We start from the raw sequence: 21,135 nt of genomic DNA, 5'->3' as shown, positions 1-21,135 counted from the left end.
GGGACCGGTCGGCCATGATGGGCGCGTGTTCCCCACCGTCATCCCCCACGGCCGGACCGCCCGCCGCCTGGGCTGGGCGCACCTGCCGCCGCTCGCGCGGCGTGCCGTGGAGCGGCGGCTCGGCTCCCCCGTGGTCGACGCGGTGTCGCAGGACGGCGGGTTCACCCCAGGGTTCGCGTCCGTGCTGACCTGCGCGGACGGAAGCCGGGCGTTCGTGAAGGCGGCGTCGGTCAAGGCGCAGCGGGTGTTCGCCGACGCCTACCGCGAGGAGGCGCGCAAGCTCGCCGCCCTGCCGCCCGGCGTACCGGCCCCGGCGCTGCTGTGGACCGACGAAGTCGCTGACTGGCTGCTGCTCGCCACCGAGTACGTCGACGCCCGGGCGCCGCACCGGCCCTGGCGGGCCGACGACCTCGCCGCCGCCTCCACGATGGCGCTCACGATGGCGGACACCCTGACCCCGGCTCCCGGGGTGGGTCTCGACAGCGCGGTCGCCGAGTTCGCCTCCTGGCCGGCGCTGTGGGACCGGATCGCGCACCCGCGCGCGGGCCAGATCCGCGCGCTCGCCGCGCGGTACGCCGAGGTCGTCGCCGGTGACACGCTCGTCCACACCGACATCCGCGACGACAACATCCTGCTCCGTCCCGACGGCACCGCCCTGCTGTGCGACTGGAACTGGCCGATCGTCGGCGCCGCCTGGCTCGACTCCCTGCTCCTGCTCATCGGGCCGCGGGGCGACGGCCTGGACGTCGAGGCCCACATCGCCGCGCACCCGCTGCTGGCGTCGGTCCCCGCCGAGCATGTCGACGTCTTCCTGGCGCTGATCCTCGGCTACTTCGCCGCGAGCGCCGATCAGCCGGTCCCGCCCACCTCGCCACACCTGCGCGCCGCGCAGGCCTGGCAGCGCGACGTGATCGACCACTGGCTGGCCGAGCGGCGCGGCTGGTCGGACGGACCCTGATTTGGGCGGGATGTCGACCCGCTGTTAGCCTTGCTGGTCGCGTCTCCGCGTTCCCGCCTGCCCGCCCTCCGCTGACGAAGCCGGGGTGGTCAGGAGCACGGCGACCGAGGCGCGCTCCGGACCAGAACCAGCATCCCCCACCTGACACAGAGGCGAGTAGAACGTGGCGAACATCAAGAGCCAGATCAAGCGCAACAAGCAGAACGAGAAGCGTCACGAGCGCAACAAGGCCGTCAAGTCCGGCCTGAAGACCGCGATCCGCAAGTTCCGTGAGGCCGCCGAGGCCGGCGACAAGGACAACGCCGTCGCCCTGGCCCGCGAGGCCGGCAAGAAGCTCGACAAGGCCGCCTCCAAGGGCGTCATCCACAAGAACCAGGCCGCGAACCGCAAGTCGTCGATCGCGAAGCAGGCCGCCTCTCTCTGAGACCACCCTGCTGGCTCCGGTCCGGAGCCGCGTTGAGTTGCCACTTTCTCACCGTTGAGATACGAGAGCGGCGGTCATTGACCGCCGCTCTTTGGCATCTCAACGGTGAGAAAGTGGCAACTCAACGCTGGCGCAGGCCGGTCACGGTGAGCACCAGCCGCTCCAGGGCGTAGGACGCGTCGCTCGCGGCGCCCTTGATGTCGGCGTCGGCCTGGGCGACCGCGCGGATCGCCCGGGCCAGCCCGGCGTCGGTCCAGCCGCGGGCCTGGTCACGCAGCGAGCGGAGCTTCCACGGCGGGACGCCGACCTCGCGGGCCAGGTCGGCGTCGCGCATCCCGCGCGGAGCACTCACCAGCCGGGCCAGACCGCGGGCGCTGCCCGCGAAGGCGGAGGTGATCAGCACGGCCGCGGTCCCGGAGTCGAGCGCCCAGCGCAGCTCCTCCAGGGCTGCCCGGTCGCGCCCGGCGAAGGCGGCGTCGGCCACCGCGAAGGACTTGGCCTCGGCCCGGCCGCCGAAGTAGCGTCGGACCTGCGCCTCGCTGATCCGCTCCCCCGGGAAGTCGTTGGTGAGCTGATGGGCGGCCCCGGCCAGGGAGCGCAGGTCGCGCCCGATCGACTCGATCAGCGCGTCCGCGGCCTCGCGGTCGATCCCGGCACCGAGCCGGCGCACCTCCCCCGCCACGAACCCGGGGTAGTCGGACGCCTTGAGCTCCTCGGACTTGTGCTCGGTGACGGCCGGCAGCTTGCGCAGCTTGGTCAACACGCCGGAGCCCTTCTGGCCGCCCCCGTGGACGAGGACCAGCGCGACGTCCTCGACCGGCGCGGCGGCGTACCCGAGCAGGCCGTCGACCGACTCGTCGGGCAGGTTCTCCAGGCCGCGGACCACGACGCAGCGCACCGCCGAGAACAACGACGGCGCCGCCAGCTCGCCGAGCGTGGCGAGGGTCAGGTCGGCCGCAGCGGTGTCGCCGAACTCGGCCTCGGCGTCGTGCCCCCGGACCGCAGCCTTGACGTCGTCGACGGTGCGCGCGCCGAGGAACTCCTCCTTGCCGGTGACCAGGGTGATCCGACCCAGCACGTCCTCGGCCCGCATGCGCCCACCTTCCCACACCGCTCCGACACGATCCGCGCCACCCGCCCGCGCCGGCGGGCTCAGCGCCGGGTGCGCGTGCGCAGGCCGCCCGCCCCGTCGGCGACCACCGCGAGATCTCCGTCCCGGTCGGTCCGCAGCACCCGAGAACCGGCGTCCTCCAGCGCACGCACCACCGCGGACGCCGGGTGGCCGTAGTCGTTGTCGGCACCGACCGATATCAGCGCCACCTCGCTCCCCAGCCCTACCAGCCAATCGAGGTCCTGGTGCGCGCTGCCATGGTGCGGGACCTTGAGCACGTCGACCTCCAGCCGGCCGGCGAGGGCGGCGACCTCCGCCTGCCCCGGCGGCTCGAGGTCACCGGTGAGCAGCAGCCGCAGACTGGACACCTCGAGGAGGAGGACCACGCTCGCGTCGTTGGCGGTGCTGCCGTCGCCGGGTCCTGCCGCCGCCGGCAGGTCCGGGTGGAGCACCTGCACGAGCGCGGCACCGATGCGCCGGGTGGTGCCGTAGGGCGCCGTCGCCACCGGGACGCCCGCCTCTGCCGCCGCGCGCCGCACCAGTCCGACACCGCCCGGCGGGTCAGCCAGCCCGGTGGTCTCGACACCGTCGACCCGGCGCCCGTCGAGGACACCGGTCAGCCCGTCGACGTGGTCGGCATGGAAGTGGGTCAGCACGACCAGCGGCACCCGCTCGACGCCCAACGTGTCGAGGCAGTCGTCGACCGCCCGCGGATCGGGCCCGGCATCGACCACGATCGCCGCACGCGGGCCGACCGAGACGGCCAGGGCGTCGCCCTGGCCGACATCGCACGCGACGAGCACCCAACCGGGTGGCGGCCAGCCGCCCCGCATGCTCGACCAGAGCCGGCCCGGCACGCCGAGCACGACCAGCAGCAGGAGCACGGCGAGGAGCACGCCCGCCGTGCGGGACCGGAGCAGTCGGGGCAGTCCGACGGCGACCGCCACGCAGATCAGCGCCAGTCCGCCGATCGCGAGCCCACCGCTCCCCCAGCCGACCGCCGCGCCGGGCAGGTCGGCCCCCTGCTCGGCGACGGCGATGATCCAGCCGACGCTCCAGCCGGCCAGGGTGCCGCACAGGCGTGCGGCCCACGGCCAGACGAGACCGACCAGGCCGCCGGCCAGGCCCAGCACCGTGGCCGGCGCCACCGCCGGGCCGGCCAGCAGGTTGGCGCCGATCGCCACCAGGCTCACCTCGCCGGACAGGCCCGCGATCACCGGGGTGCAGGCCAACTGGGCGGCGGTCGGCACCGCAACCGCCTCGGCCAGGCCGCGCGGCAGCCAGCGCGCGAGCGCCTGCGCCAGTGGCGGACCGAGCAGCACGATGCCCGCGGTGGCGAGCACCGACAGCGCGAAACCCGCTGCGACCGCGAGCCCGGGCTGGACCAGCACCAGCCCGGCCACGGCGACCCCGAGGGCGCGCAGCCCGCGCCGACGCCCGTCGGGGCCGAACGCGAACAGCCCCACCGTCCCCATCACCGCTGCCCGGAGCACGCTCGGCTCGGTGCGGGCCAACAGCACGAACCCGACGATCCCCGCGAGACCGACCAGGGTGAGCCAGCGCCGGCGTACGCCGACCGCTCGGGCGAGCAGCAGCAGCGAGCCGACGACGAGGGTCAGGTTGGTGCCGCTCACGGCCGTCAGGTGGGTGAGGCCGGTGGTCCGGAAGTCCTGCTCCACCTCCGCCGGGAGGCCCGCGTCGTCGCCGTCGACGAGGGCGGGCACCAGCCCGGCCTGGTCAGGTGGCCGGTGCGCGACGGAGCGCCGGATCGAAGCCCGGACCGCCGCCGAGGCGCGCCACCAGGGATCGGGTCCGCGGATCCGGACCGGCGCGCGGGCGCCGACCAGGAGCGCCGCCGTCGCGGGGTCCTCGGCGACCGCGAGGCGGCCCTCGGCGAGCACCCGCTCGCCGAGGGCGATCCGACCCCAGGCGGGGTCGCCGATGACGACGACCACCCCGCCGGTACGCAGGTGATGACCGCGCGCGGTCAGCTCGCGCACCCGGAACCGGACCACGACCTGCGGTCCGGAACGGCCCTCGATCAGGCGGGGGTCGGACACGGCCGTGCCGACGAGGTCGACCGTGGCCCGCTCGGACGCGAGATCGCGCAGCGGCGACCCGCGGACCGCGTCGTGCCGCAGCACCGTGCCGGTGACGGCCGCGCCGGCGATGAGCAGGGCGGCCCCCGCCAGGCGCAGGGCACCGCCGGCGCTCGGGGCGCTCGGGCCGGGCCGGGACCTCACGGCGACGGCGAGGACGGCCAGGGCACCGGCGAGGACGAGCAGACCGAGGTAGGCACCCGCATCGAAGCGCTGGGCGGCGATGCCGCCCAGCCACGCCGCGGTGCCGAGGACGGGCATCCGCAGGTCCGGGGCGGTGCGACCGGTCCGCCGGGTCTCCGCGGAGGTGGTCGACGTCGGGGGCACCGCTTTCACACCGTCACGTGCGGAGCGATCTGGGCGAGAGTCTTGTCACCGATGCCATCGATCTCGAGCAGCTCGTCGACGCTGGTGAACCCGCCGCGGGACGCGCGCCAGTCGATGATCGCCTGCGCGGTGACCGGTCCGACCCGGGGCAGGGTCTCGAGCTCGGCCTGGCCGGCGGTGTTGAGGTTGACGAGAGGGCCCGAAGACGCACCGCCCGCCGCCCCGGTGCTCCCCGCGGTCCCGGCGCTTCCGGTGGACGCGGCCGCCGACGCGCCGACCACGACCTGCTCACCGTCGACCAGGACCCGGGCGAGGTTGAGCGGAGTGAGGTCGACGCCCTTGCGGGCGCCACCGGCGGCCGCGACCGCGTCGGTGACCCGCGCCCCGACGCCGAGGACGACGATGCCGGGGCGGCGCACCTTGCCGGCCACGTCGACGGTGACGGTCGCCGCGGGCCCGGCGGCTCCCGCCGCGCCGGCCCCCGCTCCACCAGCCCGCTCCGCACCGGCGGAAGGCGTGGCGGAGGGGACCGCGGAGGGAGCGCCGGCCGGGCCGGTGACAAGCGGTGCGGCCGGCTCGGCGGAGACCGGCGCGAGTGGGCCCGGCCGGTCGCGGAGCACCCACCACGTGGTGAGGGCGAGCCCGAGGGCGACCGCGATGGCGACAACGGCCACCTGGTGCGGACCGAGGCCGGGCAGGCGGGCCGCGACGCGCACCAGCGCGCCCCCTGGCCCCGGCCGTCGGCGGCGGGCCGCGTGCCGCCCGGGCACCGGCAGGGCGGGCGCGCCCCCGGCGCCTCGCTCCGGAGCGACCCCCGCACCCTGCCCGTCACCCGAGACCCGGACCGCCACCCGGGTGTGGTCGGCCCACCACGGCTCGACGGCCTCCGCCCTCGCCGCGCCCGACCCAGCACCCGGCACCGCCGACTCCGGCTCCGCGTCCGTCGCGGAGGCGACAGCCGGACGGGCGACACCCAGGTCGGCCGCGATCAGCGCCAGTCGGCGCGCGGCGGCATCGGCACCGGGTGGATCGGGGCGGGCGGCGGGGCGGCGGACGGGCATGGAGGCACGCTAGGTTCGCGGCCGCCCGCCGGGCCGGACGAAGCCGGCAGCCTGTGGACAGGCACCCGGCGGATTCCGGCCTGGGGAGGAACGAGGTCACCCGGCGTGACGGCTGGGGCTCCTGGGCTCCGAGTGCCCTCAGCGCGGCCGGTAGCGCAGCACATCGGAGGCGAGCACGGGCCCGGGCCTGTGCGCCGCCCTCGATCCGCGACGCGCTCGGCCCCGTCAGGACAACACGGGAGCGACGCAGATCGCGAGCATGCCGGGACCGACATGAGCACCCAGCACCCCACCGAGCTCGACGCAGCGCACCGGCTCTCCGGAGCGGGCGGGGACCAGCCGCTCGCCGACCTGCTCGACCAGCCGCGCCGCCATCGCCTCGGCGCGCTCGGCCGCCGCGAGGTGGGCGACGCAGACCTCGACCTGCTGCTCGCCCGCGGCCTCGACCGCGAGCGCCTCGAGCCGGGCGATCGCCTTGGCCGCGGTCCGTACCTTCGCCTGGGGCGAGATCACGCCGTCGACGATGCCGAGCAGGGGCTTGACCGCGAGCGCACCGCCGAAGACCGCGGCCGCCGCACCGACCCGGCCGCCGCGGCGGAGGTACTCGAGGGTGTCGACGTAGAACAGCGACGTCGCCGCCGCGGCCCGCTGTCGGGCGGCCGCGGCCGCGTCCGCCGCCGTGCCGCCCCCCTCGATCACGTCGAGGGCGGACTCGACGGCGTACCCCGTCGCGACCCCGACCTGCCGGGTGTCGACACAGGTCACCGGGACCGGAGCCTCGCGGGAGGCGACGAGGGCCGACTCGAAGGTGCCGCTGACCTCGGCCGACAGGTGCACCGAGACGATCGCGCTCGCCCCCTCGGCCGCGAGTCGCGCGTAGAGCTCGGCGAACACCGCCGGCGAGGCCCGGGAGGTGCTGACCGCGCGCTTCTCCTTCAGCGCGACGGCGAGCCGCTCCGGGGTGACCTCCTCGGCGCCCTCGTCGTAGACGTCGTCGTCGATGACCACCTGCAGCGGCACCACATGCACCCCGCTGGCCGCGGCCACCTCCGCCGGGACGGTCGAGGTGGAGTCGGTGACCACGACGATCGACATGTCACTGAGGCTATCGCCGGACGGGCTCAGACGACGATGTTGACCAGCTTCGGCGCGCGGACGATCACCTTGCGGACCGCGCGGCCGTCGATGGCCTTGACCACGGCCGGGTCGGCGAGCGCGGCGGCCTCGAGGTCGGCCTCGCTGATGTCGGGCGCGACCTCCAGCCGGCCGCGCACCTTGCCCTGGATCTGGACGACGGCCGTGACGGCGTCGTCGACCAGCAGCTCGGGCTCGACCACGGGCCACGACGCCTGCGCGACCGAGGGCCGGTGGCCCAGCCGCTCCCACATCTCCTCGGCGGTGAACGGCGCCACCATCGACAGCAGGATCGCGACCGTCTCCGTGGCCTCGCGGACCGCGGCGTCCTCGGGGCCGCAGCCGGAGTCGATGGCCTTGCGGGTGGCGTTGACCAGCTCCATGACGCGTGCGACCACGACGTTGAAGCGGTACGACTCGAGCAGCTGCTGCGCCTCGTTGATCGTCTTGTGGGTGACCTTGCGCAGCGCGACGTCACCCCCGGTGACGTCCGCGCCGGGCGCGGAGGTGACGTCGCCCGCCAGCCGCCACGCCCGCTGCAGGAACTTCGCCGAGCCGGTCGGCGAGACGTCGGCCCAGTCGACGTTGTCCTCGGGCGGGCTCGCGAAGACCAGCGTCAGCCGGACGGCGTCGACACCGAACTCCTCGAGTTGTCCCCCCAGACTGACGCCGTTGCCCAGCGACTTGCTCATCTTGCGGCCGTTGTTGATGACCTTGCCCTGCGACAGGTACGCCGAGAAGGGCTCGTCCCAGTCGATCAGCCCCATGTCGCGCAACACCTTCGTGAAGAACCGCGCGTAGAGCAGGTGCAGGACGGCGTGCTCGTCGCCGCCGATGTAGAGGTCGATCGGCCCCCACGCCTTGGCCAGCGCGGGGTCGAACGCCTGCGTGTCGTCATGGGCGGAGAGATAGCGGAAGAAGTACCACGACGAGTCGACGAAGGTGTCCATCGTGTCGGTGTCGCGAGTCGCCGGGCCGCCGCACTGCGGGCAGGAGACGTCGACCCACTCGGTGGCCGCGCCCAGCGGGGAGGTGCCCTTGGGCTTGAGGTCGGCGCCGCGCAGCTCGGGCAGCTCGACGGGCAGCTGGTCGTCGGGGACGGCCACCTCGCCGCAGCTGGGGCAGTGGATGATCGGGATGGGCGCGCCCCAGTAGCGCTGGCGCGACAGCAGCCAGTCGCGCAGGCGGAAGTTGACCGTACCGTCGCCGGCCCCGATCTCGGTCAGGTGCGCGATGGTGGCGCTCTTGGCCTCGGCGACCGACAGGCCGTTGATGTCGAGCGCGCAGGTGACGCCGGGCGCGGGCGAGTTGATCGCCGGACCCTCGCCGTTGAACGCCTCGCCCTCCCAGTCGGCCGGCGGCTGCGTGGTGCGCACGATCGGCAGGCCGAACGTGGTGGCGAACTCCCAGTCGCGCTGGTCGCCGCCGGGCACGCCCATGACCGCGCCGGTGCCGTAGTCGGCCAGGACGTAGTCGGTCGCCCAGATCGGCAGCTTCTCGCCGGTCAGCGGGTTGGTCGCGTGGACGCCCAGGAAGACGCCGGTCTTGGGCCGGTCGGTGGCCAGCCGGTCGATGTCGCTGGCCTTGCGGATCTCGTCGCGGTAGGCCTCGAAGTCGGCGCGGTGCTCGTCGGTGACCAGTTCCTCGGCCAGCTTGGCGTCGACCGCGACCACCATGAACGTCGTACCGAACAGGGTGTCGGGCCGGGTCGTGAAGACGGTGACCGGGTCGTGGGCCTTCGCCCCGTCATCGGACACCGCGAAGGTGACGTGGGCGCCCTCGGAGCGGCCGATCCAATTCCGCTGGGCGTTGACGACCTTGCCGATCCACGAGCCCTGCAGCTCGTCCAGGCAGTCGTACAGCTCCTGGGCGTACTGCGTGGTCTTGAAGTACCACTGGGTCAGCTCGCGCTTGGTCACCACCGCGCCGCAGCGCTCGCAGGTGCCGTCGGCCAGCACCTGCTCGTTGGCCAGGACGGTCTGGTCGTTGGGGCACCAGTTGACCGGCGAGTTCTTGCGGTAAGCCAGGCCACGCTCCCGGAACTTCAGGAACAGCCACTGGGTCCACCGGTAGTACTCGGGGTCCGAGGTGTGCAGCCGACGCGACCAGTCGAAGCTGACGCCGTAGCGCTTCATCGAGGAGTACTGCGTCTCGATGTTGGCATAGGTGTACGTCGCCGGGTGCTCGTCGTTCTTGATGGCGGCGTTCTCGGCGGGCAGCCCGAAGGAGTCCCAGCCCATCGGGTTGAGGACCTCGTAGCCGCGCAGCCGCCAATAGCGGGCGATCACGTCGTGGATGGCGAAGACCTCGGCGTGGCCCATGTGCAGGTCGCCGCTCGGGTAGGGGAACATCGTCAGCGCGTAGCGCTTCTCCCGCTCACCCGAGACGACCGCCGCGTCGTCGGCCCGGAACGGGTCGAGCTCCTCCCAGACAGGGAGCCACTTGTCCTCGACGGCGTGGACGTCGTAGTGGACCTCGTTCTCGCTGCTCATCTCAACTCTCTCGTCTCGGTCCCGCATCCCTTGTCGCGCAGACCACGCTCCGGACATGGAAAAGCCCCTCGACAGGGAGGGGCCGCCGCGTCGACCGGTCTGGTCGCCGACGCGGCTAGGTAAGGAGCAGGATCATCCGCACGCCCTCATGCTACTCCTCCGCCGACCCCCTCGCCCACGCCGCCCACAGCCGCGCGTAGACGCCCCCGGCGGCCGCCAGCTCCTGCGGCGTGCCGAGCTCGACCAGCCTGCCGTCCTCCATGACGGCGATCCGGTCGCACCGCGCCGCCTGGCTGAGCCGGTGCGCGACGACGATCGTCGTGCGCCCGGCGGTGGCCCGCTCGATCGCCTCCTCCAGCTGGCGCGCACCGGCGCTCCCGGCCTCGGCCGTCGCCTCGTCGAGGACGACCACCGGCGGGTCGGCCAGCACCAGCCGGGCGAGGGCGACCTCCTGGGCCTGCAGCGCGGTGAGCGGGTGTCCGCCGGCGCCGATCGGGGTGGCCATGCCCTCGGGCAGTGCGTCGACCCAGCTCCGCGCACCGACCAGGTCGAGCGCTGCAGTGAGCTCGTCGTCGCCCGCCGCGGGGGCGGCCAGGAGCAGGTCGTCGCGCAGGCTGCCCCGGAAGAGGTGGACGTCCTGGGTCACCAGCGCGGCCGTGTGCCGCAGCACCTCGGGCGCCAGCTCGGCGGTGGTCGCGCCGCCCAGCCAGACCGTCCCGTCGGTCGGCAGCCGCAGCCCGGTCACGAGTGCGCCGAGCGTGCTCTTGCCGGCACCGCTCGCGCCCACGACCGCCAGCCGCTCCCCCGGCGCGATCACCAGGGAGAGGTCATGAAGGACCGGATGGTCGGGGTGGTAGCCGAACCCGACGCCCTTGAAGGTCACCGACCGGTCGGCGACCGCGACGTCGCCGGGTGGCACGGTCCGCCGCGGCACCTCCAGGACACCGACGAGGCGGCCCAGCCCCGCCGCGGCGGACTGCACGTCCTCCAGCAGCGCCAGCACGATGTTGATCGGGTTGAAGAGCCGGATGAACATGAGCGCCGCCGCGGTCGCCGCACCCGCCGTGACCGCGTCGCGCGCCACCAGCCAGCCGCCCACGGCGAGGATGGCGCCGGTGCCGACGTACTCGGCGAGGTTGAGGCGCTGGAAGAAGACCGTCCGCATCCGCACCGCCTCCAGGCGCAGCCCCCGGGTGGTCAGCGCCCGGCTCCGGACGGTGGCCCGGTGTCGCTCGCCGAGTCCGAGCGCGCGCACCGTCCCGCTGGCCTGGACCGACTCAAGGAGCTGCTGCACCTCGGCCCCCTCGGCACGGGACAGCGAGCGGTAGGTGGGGCCCGCGAGGCGCAGGTAGCCCCGCGTGGCCCAGACCTGGATCGGTACGGCGAGCAGCGCGGCCAGCGCGAAGCGGTAGTCGACCACGGCCAGGCCGACCAGGCTCAAGACGAGCGTGATCGCGGCGCCGCCGAAGCGGCTGAGGACCGCTCGGACGACCTCGGCGAGCGCCCGCACGTCCTGGCTGACCCGGGCGAGCAGGTCGCCGGTGCCGGAGTCCTCCACGACGCCGTACTCCAGGTGCAGGGCGTGGTCGAGCACCTCCTCCCGCAGCTCGGCGACCGCGGGCTCGCCGACGCGGGCGATGAGCAGCTCGGCCACGAGGCCCGCCACGCCCGCGAGCGCGGCCAGGGCCACCAGGACGACGACGGGCCCGGCGACGGAGCCGCCGTCGGCCCCCGGCGCGAGCACCTCGTCGACGACTCGGCCGATCACGACCGGCACGGCGATGCCGGCGGCCGCGGCGACGACCATCATCAGGAGGGCGCCTGCCGCGAGCCCGGCGCGTGGGCGCAGGATCCGGCGCAGCGTGCGGAGGGTGGCGCGGCCGGAGGCGACTCCGATCAGGGCGGTCGCAGGCTGGCTCGTCGGCGTCGTCATCGCAGCACCGCCGTCGCGTAGCCGGTGTCGGCGAGGAGTGCGTGGTGGGTGTCCGCGGGCAGGCCGTCGGTGAGCCACACCACCTCGTCGCAGGCGTCGAGGAGCACCGGGCTGGTGGTGAGGACGACGGTCGTCAGTCCCTCCCGCAGGCCGGTCAGGCGCTCGGCGACGAGCGCCTCGGTGACCGAGTCGACCGCACTGGTCGGCTCGTGCAGGACCAGGGTCGGGGCCTGGAGGGCGAGCGCGCGGGCGAGGCCGACGCGTTGGCGCTGGCCGCCGGAGAGCAGGTGGCCGCCCTCCCCCACCTCGGCGTCGAGGCCGCCCGGCAGTACGGCGACGACGTCGGTGACCGCGGCGGCGTCGAGTGCCGCCGCCACCAGCACCGGGTCCCGTCCGGCGCCGTCGACGTTGGCGGCGAGGGTGCCGGTGAACAGCCGCACGTCGTGCGGGGCGACGACCAGCGCGGCCCGCAGGGCGGCGGGATCGGCCGCACTCAACGGCAGGTCCCCCAGCCGGGCCAGGTCGCCGTCGGGGCGGGGCTCGCCGGTCAGCGCGGCGGCGAGGCGCTCGAGCTGCTCCGGGCTGCCGACGACGCCGGTGGCGGCACCGGCCCGCAGCCGCAGCTGCTGGCCGGGCAGGCCGACCACGGCACCGTCCACGGTGACCGTCTGCGGGTCGGACGGCACCTCCGCGTCGCCGTACGCCGGCGGGGTGCTCTGCAGCACCCCCGCGACTCGGGCCGCGGCGGCGCGTACGGTCGCCAGCTCGGCGAAGGTGTAGGCCACCATCTGCAGCGGCCCCGCGAGGAACTGGGCCAGGCCCAGCGCCGCGACGAGGGCACCGAGACTCAGTTGCCCGTCGAGGGCCAGCGCGCCGGCGACGGCGACAGTGGCCGCGACGAGGAGGGCCGGGGCGAGGGCGGCGAGCGACTCGAAGCCCGCGTTCGCGCGGGCACTGCGCAGGGAGGCGACGAGGGCGCGACCGCTCACCAGCCGGAAGCGCCGGCTCGCGGCGTCCTCGGCGGAGAGGCCCTTGAGCACCCGCAGACCGGTGAGCAGGTCGGACGCCGCGTCGGCGGCCTCAGCGCCGGCGCGGCGGTCCGCGATGATCCGGCGCTCCAGGACCGCGGAGACCCGGTGCAGCAGCAGCGCGACCAGGATCACCCCCACCACGACGACGGCACCGACGACGAGGTGGATCCGGAGCAGGGCGACGACGGCGACGACCATGCCGGCCAGCCCGGCCGCGAACATCTGCAGCACTCCCGAGGTCTCGGCGACCGCCCGGACGTCGGACGAGGCCACCTCGGCGAGCCCGCCGGAGCCGGCCTCGTGGGCCCCGACGCCACGTACGTCGAGCAGGTGGGCCGCGACCCGGCCGCGCAGGGCCACCTCGGCATCGGCGACCACCCGGGTCGCGGTGCGGTCGAAGCAGAGGTAGGAGAAGGACAGCAGCGCGAAGGTCGCCGCGAGTACGACCAGCCACAGCACGAGGGCCTGGTCGTCCCGGGCGCTGACGCCGCGGTCGAGGGCCAGGCCCACGACGACCGGGACGAGGGCCTCGCCCGTCTGGTGCCCGATCGCGCAGACGGTGGCGAGCGTGACCCGCCACGGCTGGGCGGTGACCGCGTCACGCAGCAGCCCGCGAGAGCCGTCGGGTGCCGGTTGCTGCGCGTGCCGTGTCATCGGATCTCCTTGCGGTCCTGGCCACCGGGGCCACGCCGGCGACGCCGGGTGCTCAGGTGAGGCACACCTTAGTAACCCGGCTCGCGGCCGCCCGCGCGGGTCCACATCCCGGCCCGCCGCCATGACCCACTACCGTGCGGACATGACCGTTACCGACCTCTTCCGCCTCGACGGCAAGGTCGCCGTCGTGACCGGCGCCAGCTCCGGCCTGGGCGTCGACTTCGCCAAGGCGCTCGCCGAGGCCGGCGCCGACGTCGCCCTCGGCGCCCGGCGCGTCGACCGTCTCGCCGACACCGCAGCCCTCGTCGAGGCCGCCGGCCGCCGCGCCGTCAGTGTGGCGACCGACGTCGCCGACCCCGCGTCCTGTCAGGCCCTCGTCGACGCAGCCGTCGCCGAGCTCGGCCGGGTGGACATCCTGGTCAACAACGCAGGGGTCGGCACCGCCGTACCCGCGACGCGCGAGACGCCGGACGAGTTCCGGCAGGTCATCGACATCAACCTCAACGGCAGCTACTGGATGGCCCAGGCCTGCGGTCGGGTGATGGCACCGGGCTCGAGCATCATCAACATCTCCTCGGTCCTCGGCATCACCACGGCCGGCCTCCCCCAGGCCGCGTACGCCGCGTCCAAGGCCGGTGTCATCGGCCTGACCCGCGACCTCGCGCAGCAGTGGACGGGACGCAAAGGCATCCGGGTCAACGCGATCGCGCCGGGCTTCTTCGCCTCCGAGATGACCGACAGCTATCCGCCGGGCTATCTCGACGCGCAGAAGCAGCGGATCCCCGCCGGCCGCAAGGGCGACGCCCGCGAGCTGGCCGCGACCGTGGTCTTCCTCGCCTCCGACGCGGCCGGCTACGTCACCGGCCAGACCCTCGCCGTCGACGGCGGGCTCACCATCACCTGATCGACCCGTCGCATCTGAACGCGCTGGAGGCGCCGACCCGGCGCGTTTGAACGCGCCGGGTCGGCGCCTCTGAGACGTTCAGATGCGACGGGTCAGCGGGCCTTGAAGGCGACGACCACCGACGGACGCGGGAAGGCGTCGGTGTGCGGCCAGGTGCTGGCCTGGTTTTCGAAGGTGGCACCGTCGATCTCGCCCGGGTGCTGCACCGCCACGAAGAGCGAGCGGTCGTCGTCGGCGATCAGCGGGCCACAGGCCTCGGCTCCCTTGGGCACCGTGCAGAACTGCTGCACCTGGCCGCGGTTCGGCCCCGCGACCGGCACCCGGAAGACACCGTCGTTGCTGCCCAGCACGTTGCCGTCGGTGGAGATCCACAGGTTGCCGGCACTGTCGAAGGCGACATTGTCCGGGCAGCTGATGGGACTGACCTTCGACTTGTCGAAGCCGCCGAACCAGGTCTCGGGCGCCGCCGGGTCCCCGCACACGAGGAACAGGTCCCAGGTGAAGGTGGTCGCCGCGTGGTCGCCGCCGTCGGGGGTCATCTCGAGGACGTAGCCGTTGCGGTTGCCGCTGGCGTCGGTCAGCGGTGCGCCGATGCTGGCCCGGACCTGCGAGGCGGCCAGCGGGTTCGCCTCGTCGACCGGCATCGCGGCGTTGCCGCGGTTGGAGTTGTTGGTGAGGGCCGCGTAGACCTTGCCGTTGACCGGGTTCGGCTCGACGTCCTCGGGACGGTCCATCTTGGTCGGGGCGACCTTGTCCGCGGCGAGGCGGGTGAAGAGCAGGACGTCGGCGACCGACATGCCGGGCACGAACGACCGGGTGTCGCTGGCCAGCGGGATCCAGGTTCCGGTGCCGTCGAACCGGCCGTCCTCGGTGCCGTCGCCGACCAGCCGGGCGACGTACAGGGTGCCGGTCGTGAGCAGGGCGAGGTTGTTCGCCCGTGCCGCCCGGGTGCCCCGGCCGTCGTACCTGCCGGCGGAGACGAACTTGTAGAGGTAGTCACCGCGCTCGTCGTCGCCCAGGTAGGCCACGGCCCGGCCGTCGGCGGCGAGGGCGATGTTCGCGCCCTCGTGCTTGAAGCGGCCCAGCATCGTGTGCTTGCGCGGCGTGGAGGTCGGGTCGTACGGGTCGACCTCCACGATCCAGCCGAAGCGGTGGGGCTCGTGCGGCTCCTTGGAGAGGTCGAAGCGCGGGTCCACGCTCGCCCAGCCCTTGCCGGAGCCGTTGATGCCGTACCGCGCGTACGAGGCGGCGTAGCGGGAGTCGAGCCCGGCGCCCTTGTCGAAGTACTGGTTGAAGTTCTCCTCACCGGAGAGGACCGTGCCCCACGGCGTGGTGCCGCCGGCACAGTTGTTGAGCGTGCCGAGCACCTTCCTGCCGGTCGGGTCGGCGCTGGTGCGCACCCGCGGGTCGCCGGCGACGGGGCCGGTGAGCTCGAAGACCGTGGCGTCGTGGAGGCGCCGGTTCTGCCGGGAGTGCCCGAGCCCGGCGCGCTTCCAGGAGCCGGCCGGCTTGTGCCGGCGCAGCTTGACGACCGACATGCCGTGGCTGGCGATCGCGATCCGCTTGATGTCGTCGGCGGAGTAGGCGCCGGTCGGGAACATCAGGTTCTCGTCGGTGTACTCGTGGTTGACCACCAGCAGCGCCTCGTCGTCGTCCAGCGGCAGGAGCCCGACGTAGTCGCAGTTGTAGCCGAACTGACGGCGCGCGGCGGTGACGGACTGGGCGTGCGGGTCGAACTCGGGTGCACCCTTGACCACCGGGTCGCCCCACCGGATGACGACGTCGTGGTCGAAGCCCTTCGCGGTGACGAAGGCGTCGCGCTTGTTGGGCTCGACGGGCGCGAAGGCGGCCTGGCCGAGTGAACCGTGCCCGGTCGGCGCCCCGGGCCGCCGCGGAGCCTGCGTGGCGGCGGCGGCGAGGCCGCCCGACTGGACGACCCCACCGACGACGAGGGCACCGGCGGTGATGCTGCCGCCGCGCAGGAAGCTGCGACGGCCGACGGCCTTCGCGATCTCGTCCCTGACGTGGACGTGGTCGGTCGGGTTGGGCTCCGGGCGGTCGCAGGCGTTGCCGCAGCGGAAGAAGCAGGTCATGTGGGAGCGCGAACCGTGCCGGGTGCCCTCGGGCGCGATGGCGATCAACGGTCGGTTCTCGGGACGCACAGAGGTCATGGCGGTAGGCGACCAGAGCCCGGTGAACACCGCCCGACCCGTCGGTGACGCACCAGTGAAGGCCGCGCGCCCCGTGCGTCGGGGTGGATCGGAACCGGCATCATGACGCCATGGCCCCTCTCCGGGCGGGATCGACCTCCGAGGTGGCGACCGTCTTCCTGCGACTCGGACTGATCGCCTTCGGCGGTCCGGCCGCCCACATCGCGCTGATGCGCGAGGAGCTGGTCCGCCGGCGCGGCTGGGTGAGCGACCAGCGCTTCGCCGACCTGATGGGCGCCACGAACCTGATCCCCGGGCCCAACTCGACCGAGCTCGCGATCCACCTCGGCCACGACCGGGCCCGCTGGCGCGGACTCGTGGCCGCAGGAGTGTGCTTCATCCTGCCGGCGGCGCTCATCGTCGGCGTGCTGGCCTGGGCCTACGTGGAGTACGGCGAGACGCCCGCCGTCGAGTCCGTGCTGTACGGCGTGGTGCCGGTGGTCGTCGCGATCGTGGCCTGGGCGCTGGTCGGCCTGGCCCGGACGGTCCTCGCCTCCCGCTGGCTGGCGCTGCTCGCCGGCGCCGCGCTGGCGGCGTACCTGCTGGGCGCGCCGGAGCTCGCCGTCCTCTTCGGGGGCGCCGCCATCGCCGCCGTGGCGCACGCCGCCCGCGCCCTCGCGCGCCGCGGCGACCACGCACTGCTCGGGCTCCCCCTGCTCGCGGTGGCGGTGACCCCGGACGGACGGCTTCCCGAGCTGTTCTGGACGATGCTCAAGATCGGAGCGGTGCTCTACGGCAGCGGGTACGTGCTGATCGCGTTCCTGGAGGGCGACTTCGTCGACCGCCTCGGCTGGGTCACCCAGCAGCAGCTCCTCGACGCGGTGTCCATCGGCCAGGTCACGCCGGGGCCGGTGTTCACCACCGCGACCTTCCTCGGGTACGTCGTCGCGGGCCTGCCGGGCGCCGTCGTCGCGACCGTCGCGATCTTCCTGCCGTCGTTCGTGTTCGTCGGCCTGCTCACCCGGCTGACCGACTGGCTGCGCTCCCGGGCCTGGACGGCGGCGCTCCTCGACGGCCTCAACGCCACCGCCCTCGCACTGATGGCGGGCGTGTCCCTGCAGCTGGGCCGCACCGGCCTGGTCGACGTGCTCACCGTCGCCCTGGCGCTCGGCACGCTGGTGCTGCTGTGGCGCACCCGGCTCAACAGCGCCTGGTTCATCGCGGCCGGGGCGGCCGTGGGGGTGCTCCGCTATCTCACCGGGTGATGGCTGGTCATCGAGATCCTGTTGAAGGTGTTCATCGTGAGCGCCACCCACGCGACCGCGGCGAAGGCGTCGTCGCCGAGGACCGTACGGCTCTCCTCCTCGGTACGACGGCGCTGCTCCGCGTCGGGCAGCAGGGTGACCGACTCCGCGAGGGCGAGCGCCGCCCGCTCCTGCACGGTGAACAGGCCGGTCTCCGACCACGCCGGCAGCAGGGCGAGACGTCGTTCCGACTCCCCCGCCCGCACCGCCCGGCGCTGGTGCAGGTCGAGGCAGAAGGCGCAGCCGTTGAGCTGGGAGACCCGCATGTTGACCAGCTCGACGAGGAGCCGGTCGAGGCCGGCCGCCTCCGCAGCGACGCCGGCCTCGCGGGCGAGGTCGGTCGCGGCGGCGTACGCCGCGGGGACGGCCTTGTCGAGGTAGAGCGGGGCGGTCTCGGGTCGGCTCATGCCACCGGGTCGTTGATGTCGTCGTACTCGGGGTGCTTGGTGAGCCACTTCGCGACATAGGGGCAGTGCGCGATGATCCGCTTGCCCTGGGCCCGCACGTCGGCCAGCGCCGCGGCCACGAGCTCGCCGGCGAGCCCCCGGCCGCCGTACGCGTCGTCGACCTCGGTGTGCACGAAGTCGACGTGCACGTCGTCGGGCAGGCGGTACCGCGTGAAGCCCGCCAGCGTCTCGCCGTCGCGGATCTCGTAGCGGTGCTTGTCGGGGGCGTGGACGTAGGTGATGGCGCTGTTGTCCGGAGCGTCGCTCATGCGTCCATCCTGCCGGTCGGCCGGTGAAAAGACACGGAGGCCGCCCCCGTGGGGACGGCCTCCGTGCGGTGCCTCAGCGGGTCACGCGGTCAGCGCAGGTCCCAGCGGTCGGCGTCCATGACCTTGGTCCAGGCGGCGACGAAGTCGCGGACGAACTTCTCCTTGGCGTCGTCGCTGGCGTAGACCTCGGCGAGGGCGCGCAGCTCGGAGTTCGAGCCGAACACCAGGTCGTTGCGGCTGCCGGTCCAGGTGCGACCGTCGGCGGTGGTGCCGGCGAAGACCTCCTCCGAGGCGTCGGTGGCGGTCCACGTGGTGTCGAGCTCGAGCAGGTTGACGAAGAAGTCGTTCGTCAGCGTGCCCGGGGCATCGGTGAAGACACCCAGGTCCGAGCCGTCCCAGTTCGTGCCGAGCACCCGGAGACCGCCGACGAGGACGGTGAGCTCCGGCGCGCTGAGGCCGAGCAGGTTGGCCCGGTCGACGAGCGCGAACTCGCTGGGGTACTTGCTCGACTTCGGCAGGTAGTTGCGGAAGCCGTCGGCCTTGGGCTCGAGGTAGCCGAACGACTCGACGTCGGTCTGCTCCTGGGTGGCGTCGCCACGGCCCGTGGTGGTGGTGACCGTGACGTTCACGCCCGCCGCGGCGGCGGCCCGCTCGACGCCGACGGAGCCGGCGATCACGATCGTGTCGGCCAGCGAGGCGTCGTGGGCGGTGGCGATCTCCTGCAGCGTCGTCAGGACCGGCGCGAGCTCGGCCGGACGGTTGATCGCCCAGGAGCGCTGCGGCTCCAGCGCGATGCGGGCACCGTTGGCGCCGCCCCGCTTGTCGGAGCCGCGGTACGTCGACGCGGAGGCCCACGCCGTCGACACCAGCTGCGCCACGGTGAGGTCGACGTCGGCGATCGCCTTCTTCAGGTCGGCGACCTGGGTGTCGGTGAGCGCGGTGCCGGCGGGGATCGGGTCCTGCCAGACGAAGTCCTCGGCCGGGACGTCGGCCCCGAGGTAGCGCGACTTCGGGCCCATGTCGCGGTGGGTCAGCTTGAACCAGGCGCGGGCGTAGGCGTCGGTGAAGGCGTTCTGGTCGTCCTTGAACCGGCGCGAGATGGCTGCCATCTCGGGGTCCTCGCGCAGGGCGATGTCGGAGGTCAGCATGCGCGGCTCGCGCTTCCCGTCGCCGAACGACTCGGGGACCATGTCGGACCCGGCGCCGTTCTTGGGCCGCCACTGCTGGGCACCGGCCGGCGACTCGAAGAGCTCCCACTCGTAGCCGAACAGGATGTGGAAGAACTCGTTGTCCCAGCGGGTCGGGTGGTAGGTCCAGGTGACCTCCAGGCCCGAGGTGATGGCGTCGATGCCCTTGCCCGAGGCGTGCGAGGACTTCCAGCCCAGGCCCTGCTCCTCGATCGGCGCGGCCTCCGGCTCGGGGCCGACGGCCTCGGCCGGGCCGTTGCCGTGGGTCTTGCCGAAGGTGTGGCCACCGGCGATGAGCGCGACGGTCTCCTCGACCGTCATGCCCATCCGACCGAAGGTCTCCTTGATGTCGACGGCCGACGCCAGGGGGTCGGGGTTCCCGTTGGGGCCCTCGGGGTTGACGTAGATGAGGCCCATCTGGACCGCGGCGAGCGGGTCCTCGAGGTCGCGCTCACCGGTGTAGCGCTCGTCCTCGAGCCACTCGGCCTCCGGACCCCAGTAGATGTCGTCGTCCGGCTCCCAGACGTCGGAGCGACCGCCGCCGAAGCCGAAGATCGGCAGGCCCATGTCCTCCTGCGCCACGTTGCCGGCGAGGATCATCAGGTCGCCCCACGACAGCGACTTGCCGTACTTCTTCTTGACCGGCCAGAGCAGGCGCCGGGCCTTGTCGAGGTTGCCGTTGTCGGGCCAGGAGTTGGTCGGCGCGAAGCGCTGCTGACCGTGTCCGGCACCACCCCGGCCGTCGGTGGCGCGGTAGGTGCCGGCGGCATGCCACGCCATCCGGACGAAGAGCGGGCCGTAGTGGCCGAAGTCGGCCGGCCAGAAGTCCTTGGAGTCGGTGAGCACGGCCTTGACGTCGGCCTTGACCTCGTCGAGGTCGAGCGCCAGGAAGGCGGCCTTGTAGTCGAAGTCGCCGCCGAAGGGGTCGGCCACGGCCGGGTTCTTCGCGAGGATCTTCAGGTTCAGCCTGTTGGGCCACCACTGCTGGTTGGCCGAGCCCTGGGTGGGGTGGGTCAGACCGTGCATGACCGGGCACTTGCCGGCCGCCTGCTGCGCGTCCTGCGGCTCCTCCGTCACGAGGGGCTCGGTGTGCTGGTTGTTGTCGGGCATTCGGGAACCTTTCCGGGGACCTGTCGTACCTACTGGGGGCGGGATGTGCAGTCGGGGCAGAGGCCCCAATAGATGACCTCGGCCTCGTCGATCACGAAGCCGTGGGAGTCGGAGGCGGTCAGGCACGGCACGTGGCCGACCGCGCAGTCCACGTCGGCGATCTCGCCGCACGAGCGGCAGACGACGTGGTGGTGGTTGTCGCCGGTGCGCGTCTCGTAGCGCGCGACCGAGCCCGCGGGCTTGATGCTGCGCACGAGACCGGCGTGGGTCAGCGTGTGCAGCGAGTCGTACACCGCCTGGTGGGACACCTCGGGCAGCAGCGCGCGCGCCGCCGCGATGATCGACTCGGTGTCCGCGTGGGGATGCGCGTGCACCGCCTCCAGGACGGCGAGCCGGGGCCGGGTGACCCGGAGCGCGACCTCTCGCAGCTGCTGCTGGAAGTCGGGCGCGGACATGACTCCAGCATGCCATCTTTCTTGAACCAGTCAAGATCAACAGCGGGTGTGTCGCCGTCCGATCGAGATCGTCTGCCGGGTCAGGT

Annotated in this window: 16 protein-coding genes; 4 read left to right on the top strand and 12 right to left on the bottom strand. The window is 73.6% G+C overall.

The features are described 5' to 3' along the window. Positions 1 to 25: 25 nt before the first annotated feature. The gene (locus tag QJ852_10825; protein WGX98921.1) at positions 26 to 958 is read left to right on the top strand and encodes a phosphotransferase; all 933 of its coding nucleotides are present in this window, start codon (positions 26 to 28) and stop codon (positions 956 to 958) included. A gap of 163 nt (positions 959 to 1,121) precedes the next feature. Continuing rightward, a complete protein-coding gene (gene rpsT / locus QJ852_10820; GenBank protein WGX98920.1) occupies positions 1,122 to 1,382 on the top strand; it encodes a 30S ribosomal protein S20 in 261 nt (86 codons plus the stop codon). Positions 1,383 to 1,503: 121 nt separating this feature from the next. Here the strand turns inward: rpsT and holA are convergent, their stop codons facing one another. From holA to QJ852_10785, 7 genes are all read right to left on the bottom strand, one after another. Further along, positions 1,504 to 2,475 (bottom strand): DNA polymerase III subunit delta, encoded by a 972-nt coding sequence (gene holA / locus QJ852_10815; GenBank protein ID WGX98919.1) that lies wholly within the window; start codon positions 2,473 to 2,475, stop codon positions 1,504 to 1,506. A 59-nt stretch (positions 2,476 to 2,534) separates the two neighbouring features. After that, positions 2,535 to 4,919, bottom strand: a complete 2,385-nt coding sequence (locus tag QJ852_10810) for a ComEC/Rec2 family competence protein (protein WGX98918.1) — start codon at positions 4,917 to 4,919, stop codon at positions 2,535 to 2,537. Positions 4,920 to 4,924: 5 nt separating this feature from the next. Further along, positions 4,925 to 5,980: a helix-hairpin-helix domain-containing protein gene (locus QJ852_10805; protein WGX98917.1), complete on the bottom strand. Its 1,056-nt coding sequence runs from the start codon at positions 5,978 to 5,980 to the stop codon at positions 4,925 to 4,927. A gap of 225 nt (positions 5,981 to 6,205) precedes the next feature. Further along, a complete protein-coding gene (locus QJ852_10800) occupies positions 6,206 to 7,075 on the bottom strand; it encodes a DegV family protein (protein ID WGX98916.1) in 870 nt (289 codons plus the stop codon). A 26-nt stretch (positions 7,076 to 7,101) separates the two neighbouring features. Beyond that, entirely contained in the window at positions 7,102 to 9,606 is a 2,505-nt protein-coding gene (leuS, locus tag QJ852_10795; protein ID WGX98915.1) for a leucine--tRNA ligase, read from the bottom strand. 151 nt (positions 9,607 to 9,757) lie between these two features. Then, entirely contained in the window at positions 9,758 to 11,539 is a 1,782-nt protein-coding gene (locus QJ852_10790) for an ABC transporter ATP-binding protein (protein ID WGX98914.1), read from the bottom strand. Next, complete coding sequence (locus tag QJ852_10785; GenBank protein ID WGX98913.1) at positions 11,536 to 13,224, bottom strand: ABC transporter ATP-binding protein; 1,689 nt, start codon at positions 13,222 to 13,224, stop codon at positions 11,536 to 11,538. The genes QJ852_10790 and QJ852_10785 overlap by 4 nt, the downstream gene beginning before the upstream one ends. Positions 13,225 to 13,366: 142 nt before the next feature. Between QJ852_10785 and QJ852_10780 the strand changes: the two genes are divergently transcribed. Next, a complete protein-coding gene (locus tag QJ852_10780) occupies positions 13,367 to 14,128 on the top strand; it encodes a 3-oxoacyl-ACP reductase family protein (GenBank protein WGX98912.1) in 762 nt (253 codons plus the stop codon). A gap of 92 nt (positions 14,129 to 14,220) precedes the next feature. On the opposite strand, the gene QJ852_10775 is transcribed toward QJ852_10780, so the two are convergent. Continuing rightward, complete coding sequence (locus tag QJ852_10775) at positions 14,221 to 16,299, bottom strand: PhoX family phosphatase (protein WGX98911.1); 2,079 nt, start codon at positions 16,297 to 16,299, stop codon at positions 14,221 to 14,223. A 110-nt stretch (positions 16,300 to 16,409) separates the two neighbouring features. Between QJ852_10775 and chrA the strand changes: the two genes are divergently transcribed. Continuing rightward, on the top strand, positions 16,410 to 17,543 hold the full coding sequence (gene chrA, locus QJ852_10770; GenBank protein ID WGX98910.1) for a chromate efflux transporter: 1,134 nt from the start codon (positions 16,410 to 16,412) through the stop codon (positions 17,541 to 17,543). On the opposite strand, the gene QJ852_10765 is transcribed toward chrA, so the two are convergent. From QJ852_10765 to QJ852_10750, 4 genes are all read right to left on the bottom strand, one after another. After that, positions 17,528 to 17,989 carry a carboxymuconolactone decarboxylase family protein gene (locus tag QJ852_10765; GenBank protein ID WGX98909.1) on the bottom strand — a complete coding sequence of 154 codons (462 nt, stop codon included), beginning with the start codon at positions 17,987 to 17,989 and terminating at the stop codon, positions 17,528 to 17,530. The genes chrA and QJ852_10765 overlap by 16 nt on opposite strands. Next, a complete protein-coding gene (locus tag QJ852_10760; GenBank protein ID WGX98908.1) occupies positions 17,986 to 18,297 on the bottom strand; it encodes a GNAT family N-acetyltransferase in 312 nt (103 codons plus the stop codon). Before QJ852_10760 ends, QJ852_10765 begins: the two co-directional genes overlap by 4 nt. An 89-nt stretch (positions 18,298 to 18,386) precedes the next feature. Continuing rightward, the gene (gene katG / locus QJ852_10755; GenBank protein WGX98907.1) at positions 18,387 to 20,594 is read right to left on the bottom strand and encodes a catalase/peroxidase HPI; all 2,208 of its coding nucleotides are present in this window, start codon (positions 20,592 to 20,594) and stop codon (positions 18,387 to 18,389) included. A gap of 29 nt (positions 20,595 to 20,623) precedes the next feature. Next, on the bottom strand, positions 20,624 to 21,049 hold the full coding sequence (locus QJ852_10750) for a Fur family transcriptional regulator (protein WGX98906.1): 426 nt from the start codon (positions 21,047 to 21,049) through the stop codon (positions 20,624 to 20,626). Positions 21,050 to 21,135: the final 86 nt, after the last annotated feature.

The organism is Nocardioides sp. L-11A (genome assembly GCA_029961745.1).
In the GTDB taxonomy this organism is placed as follows: domain Bacteria; phylum Actinomycetota; class Actinomycetes; order Propionibacteriales; family Nocardioidaceae; genus Nocardioides.
This window is presented reverse-complemented; position numbering and strand designations above follow the sequence as displayed.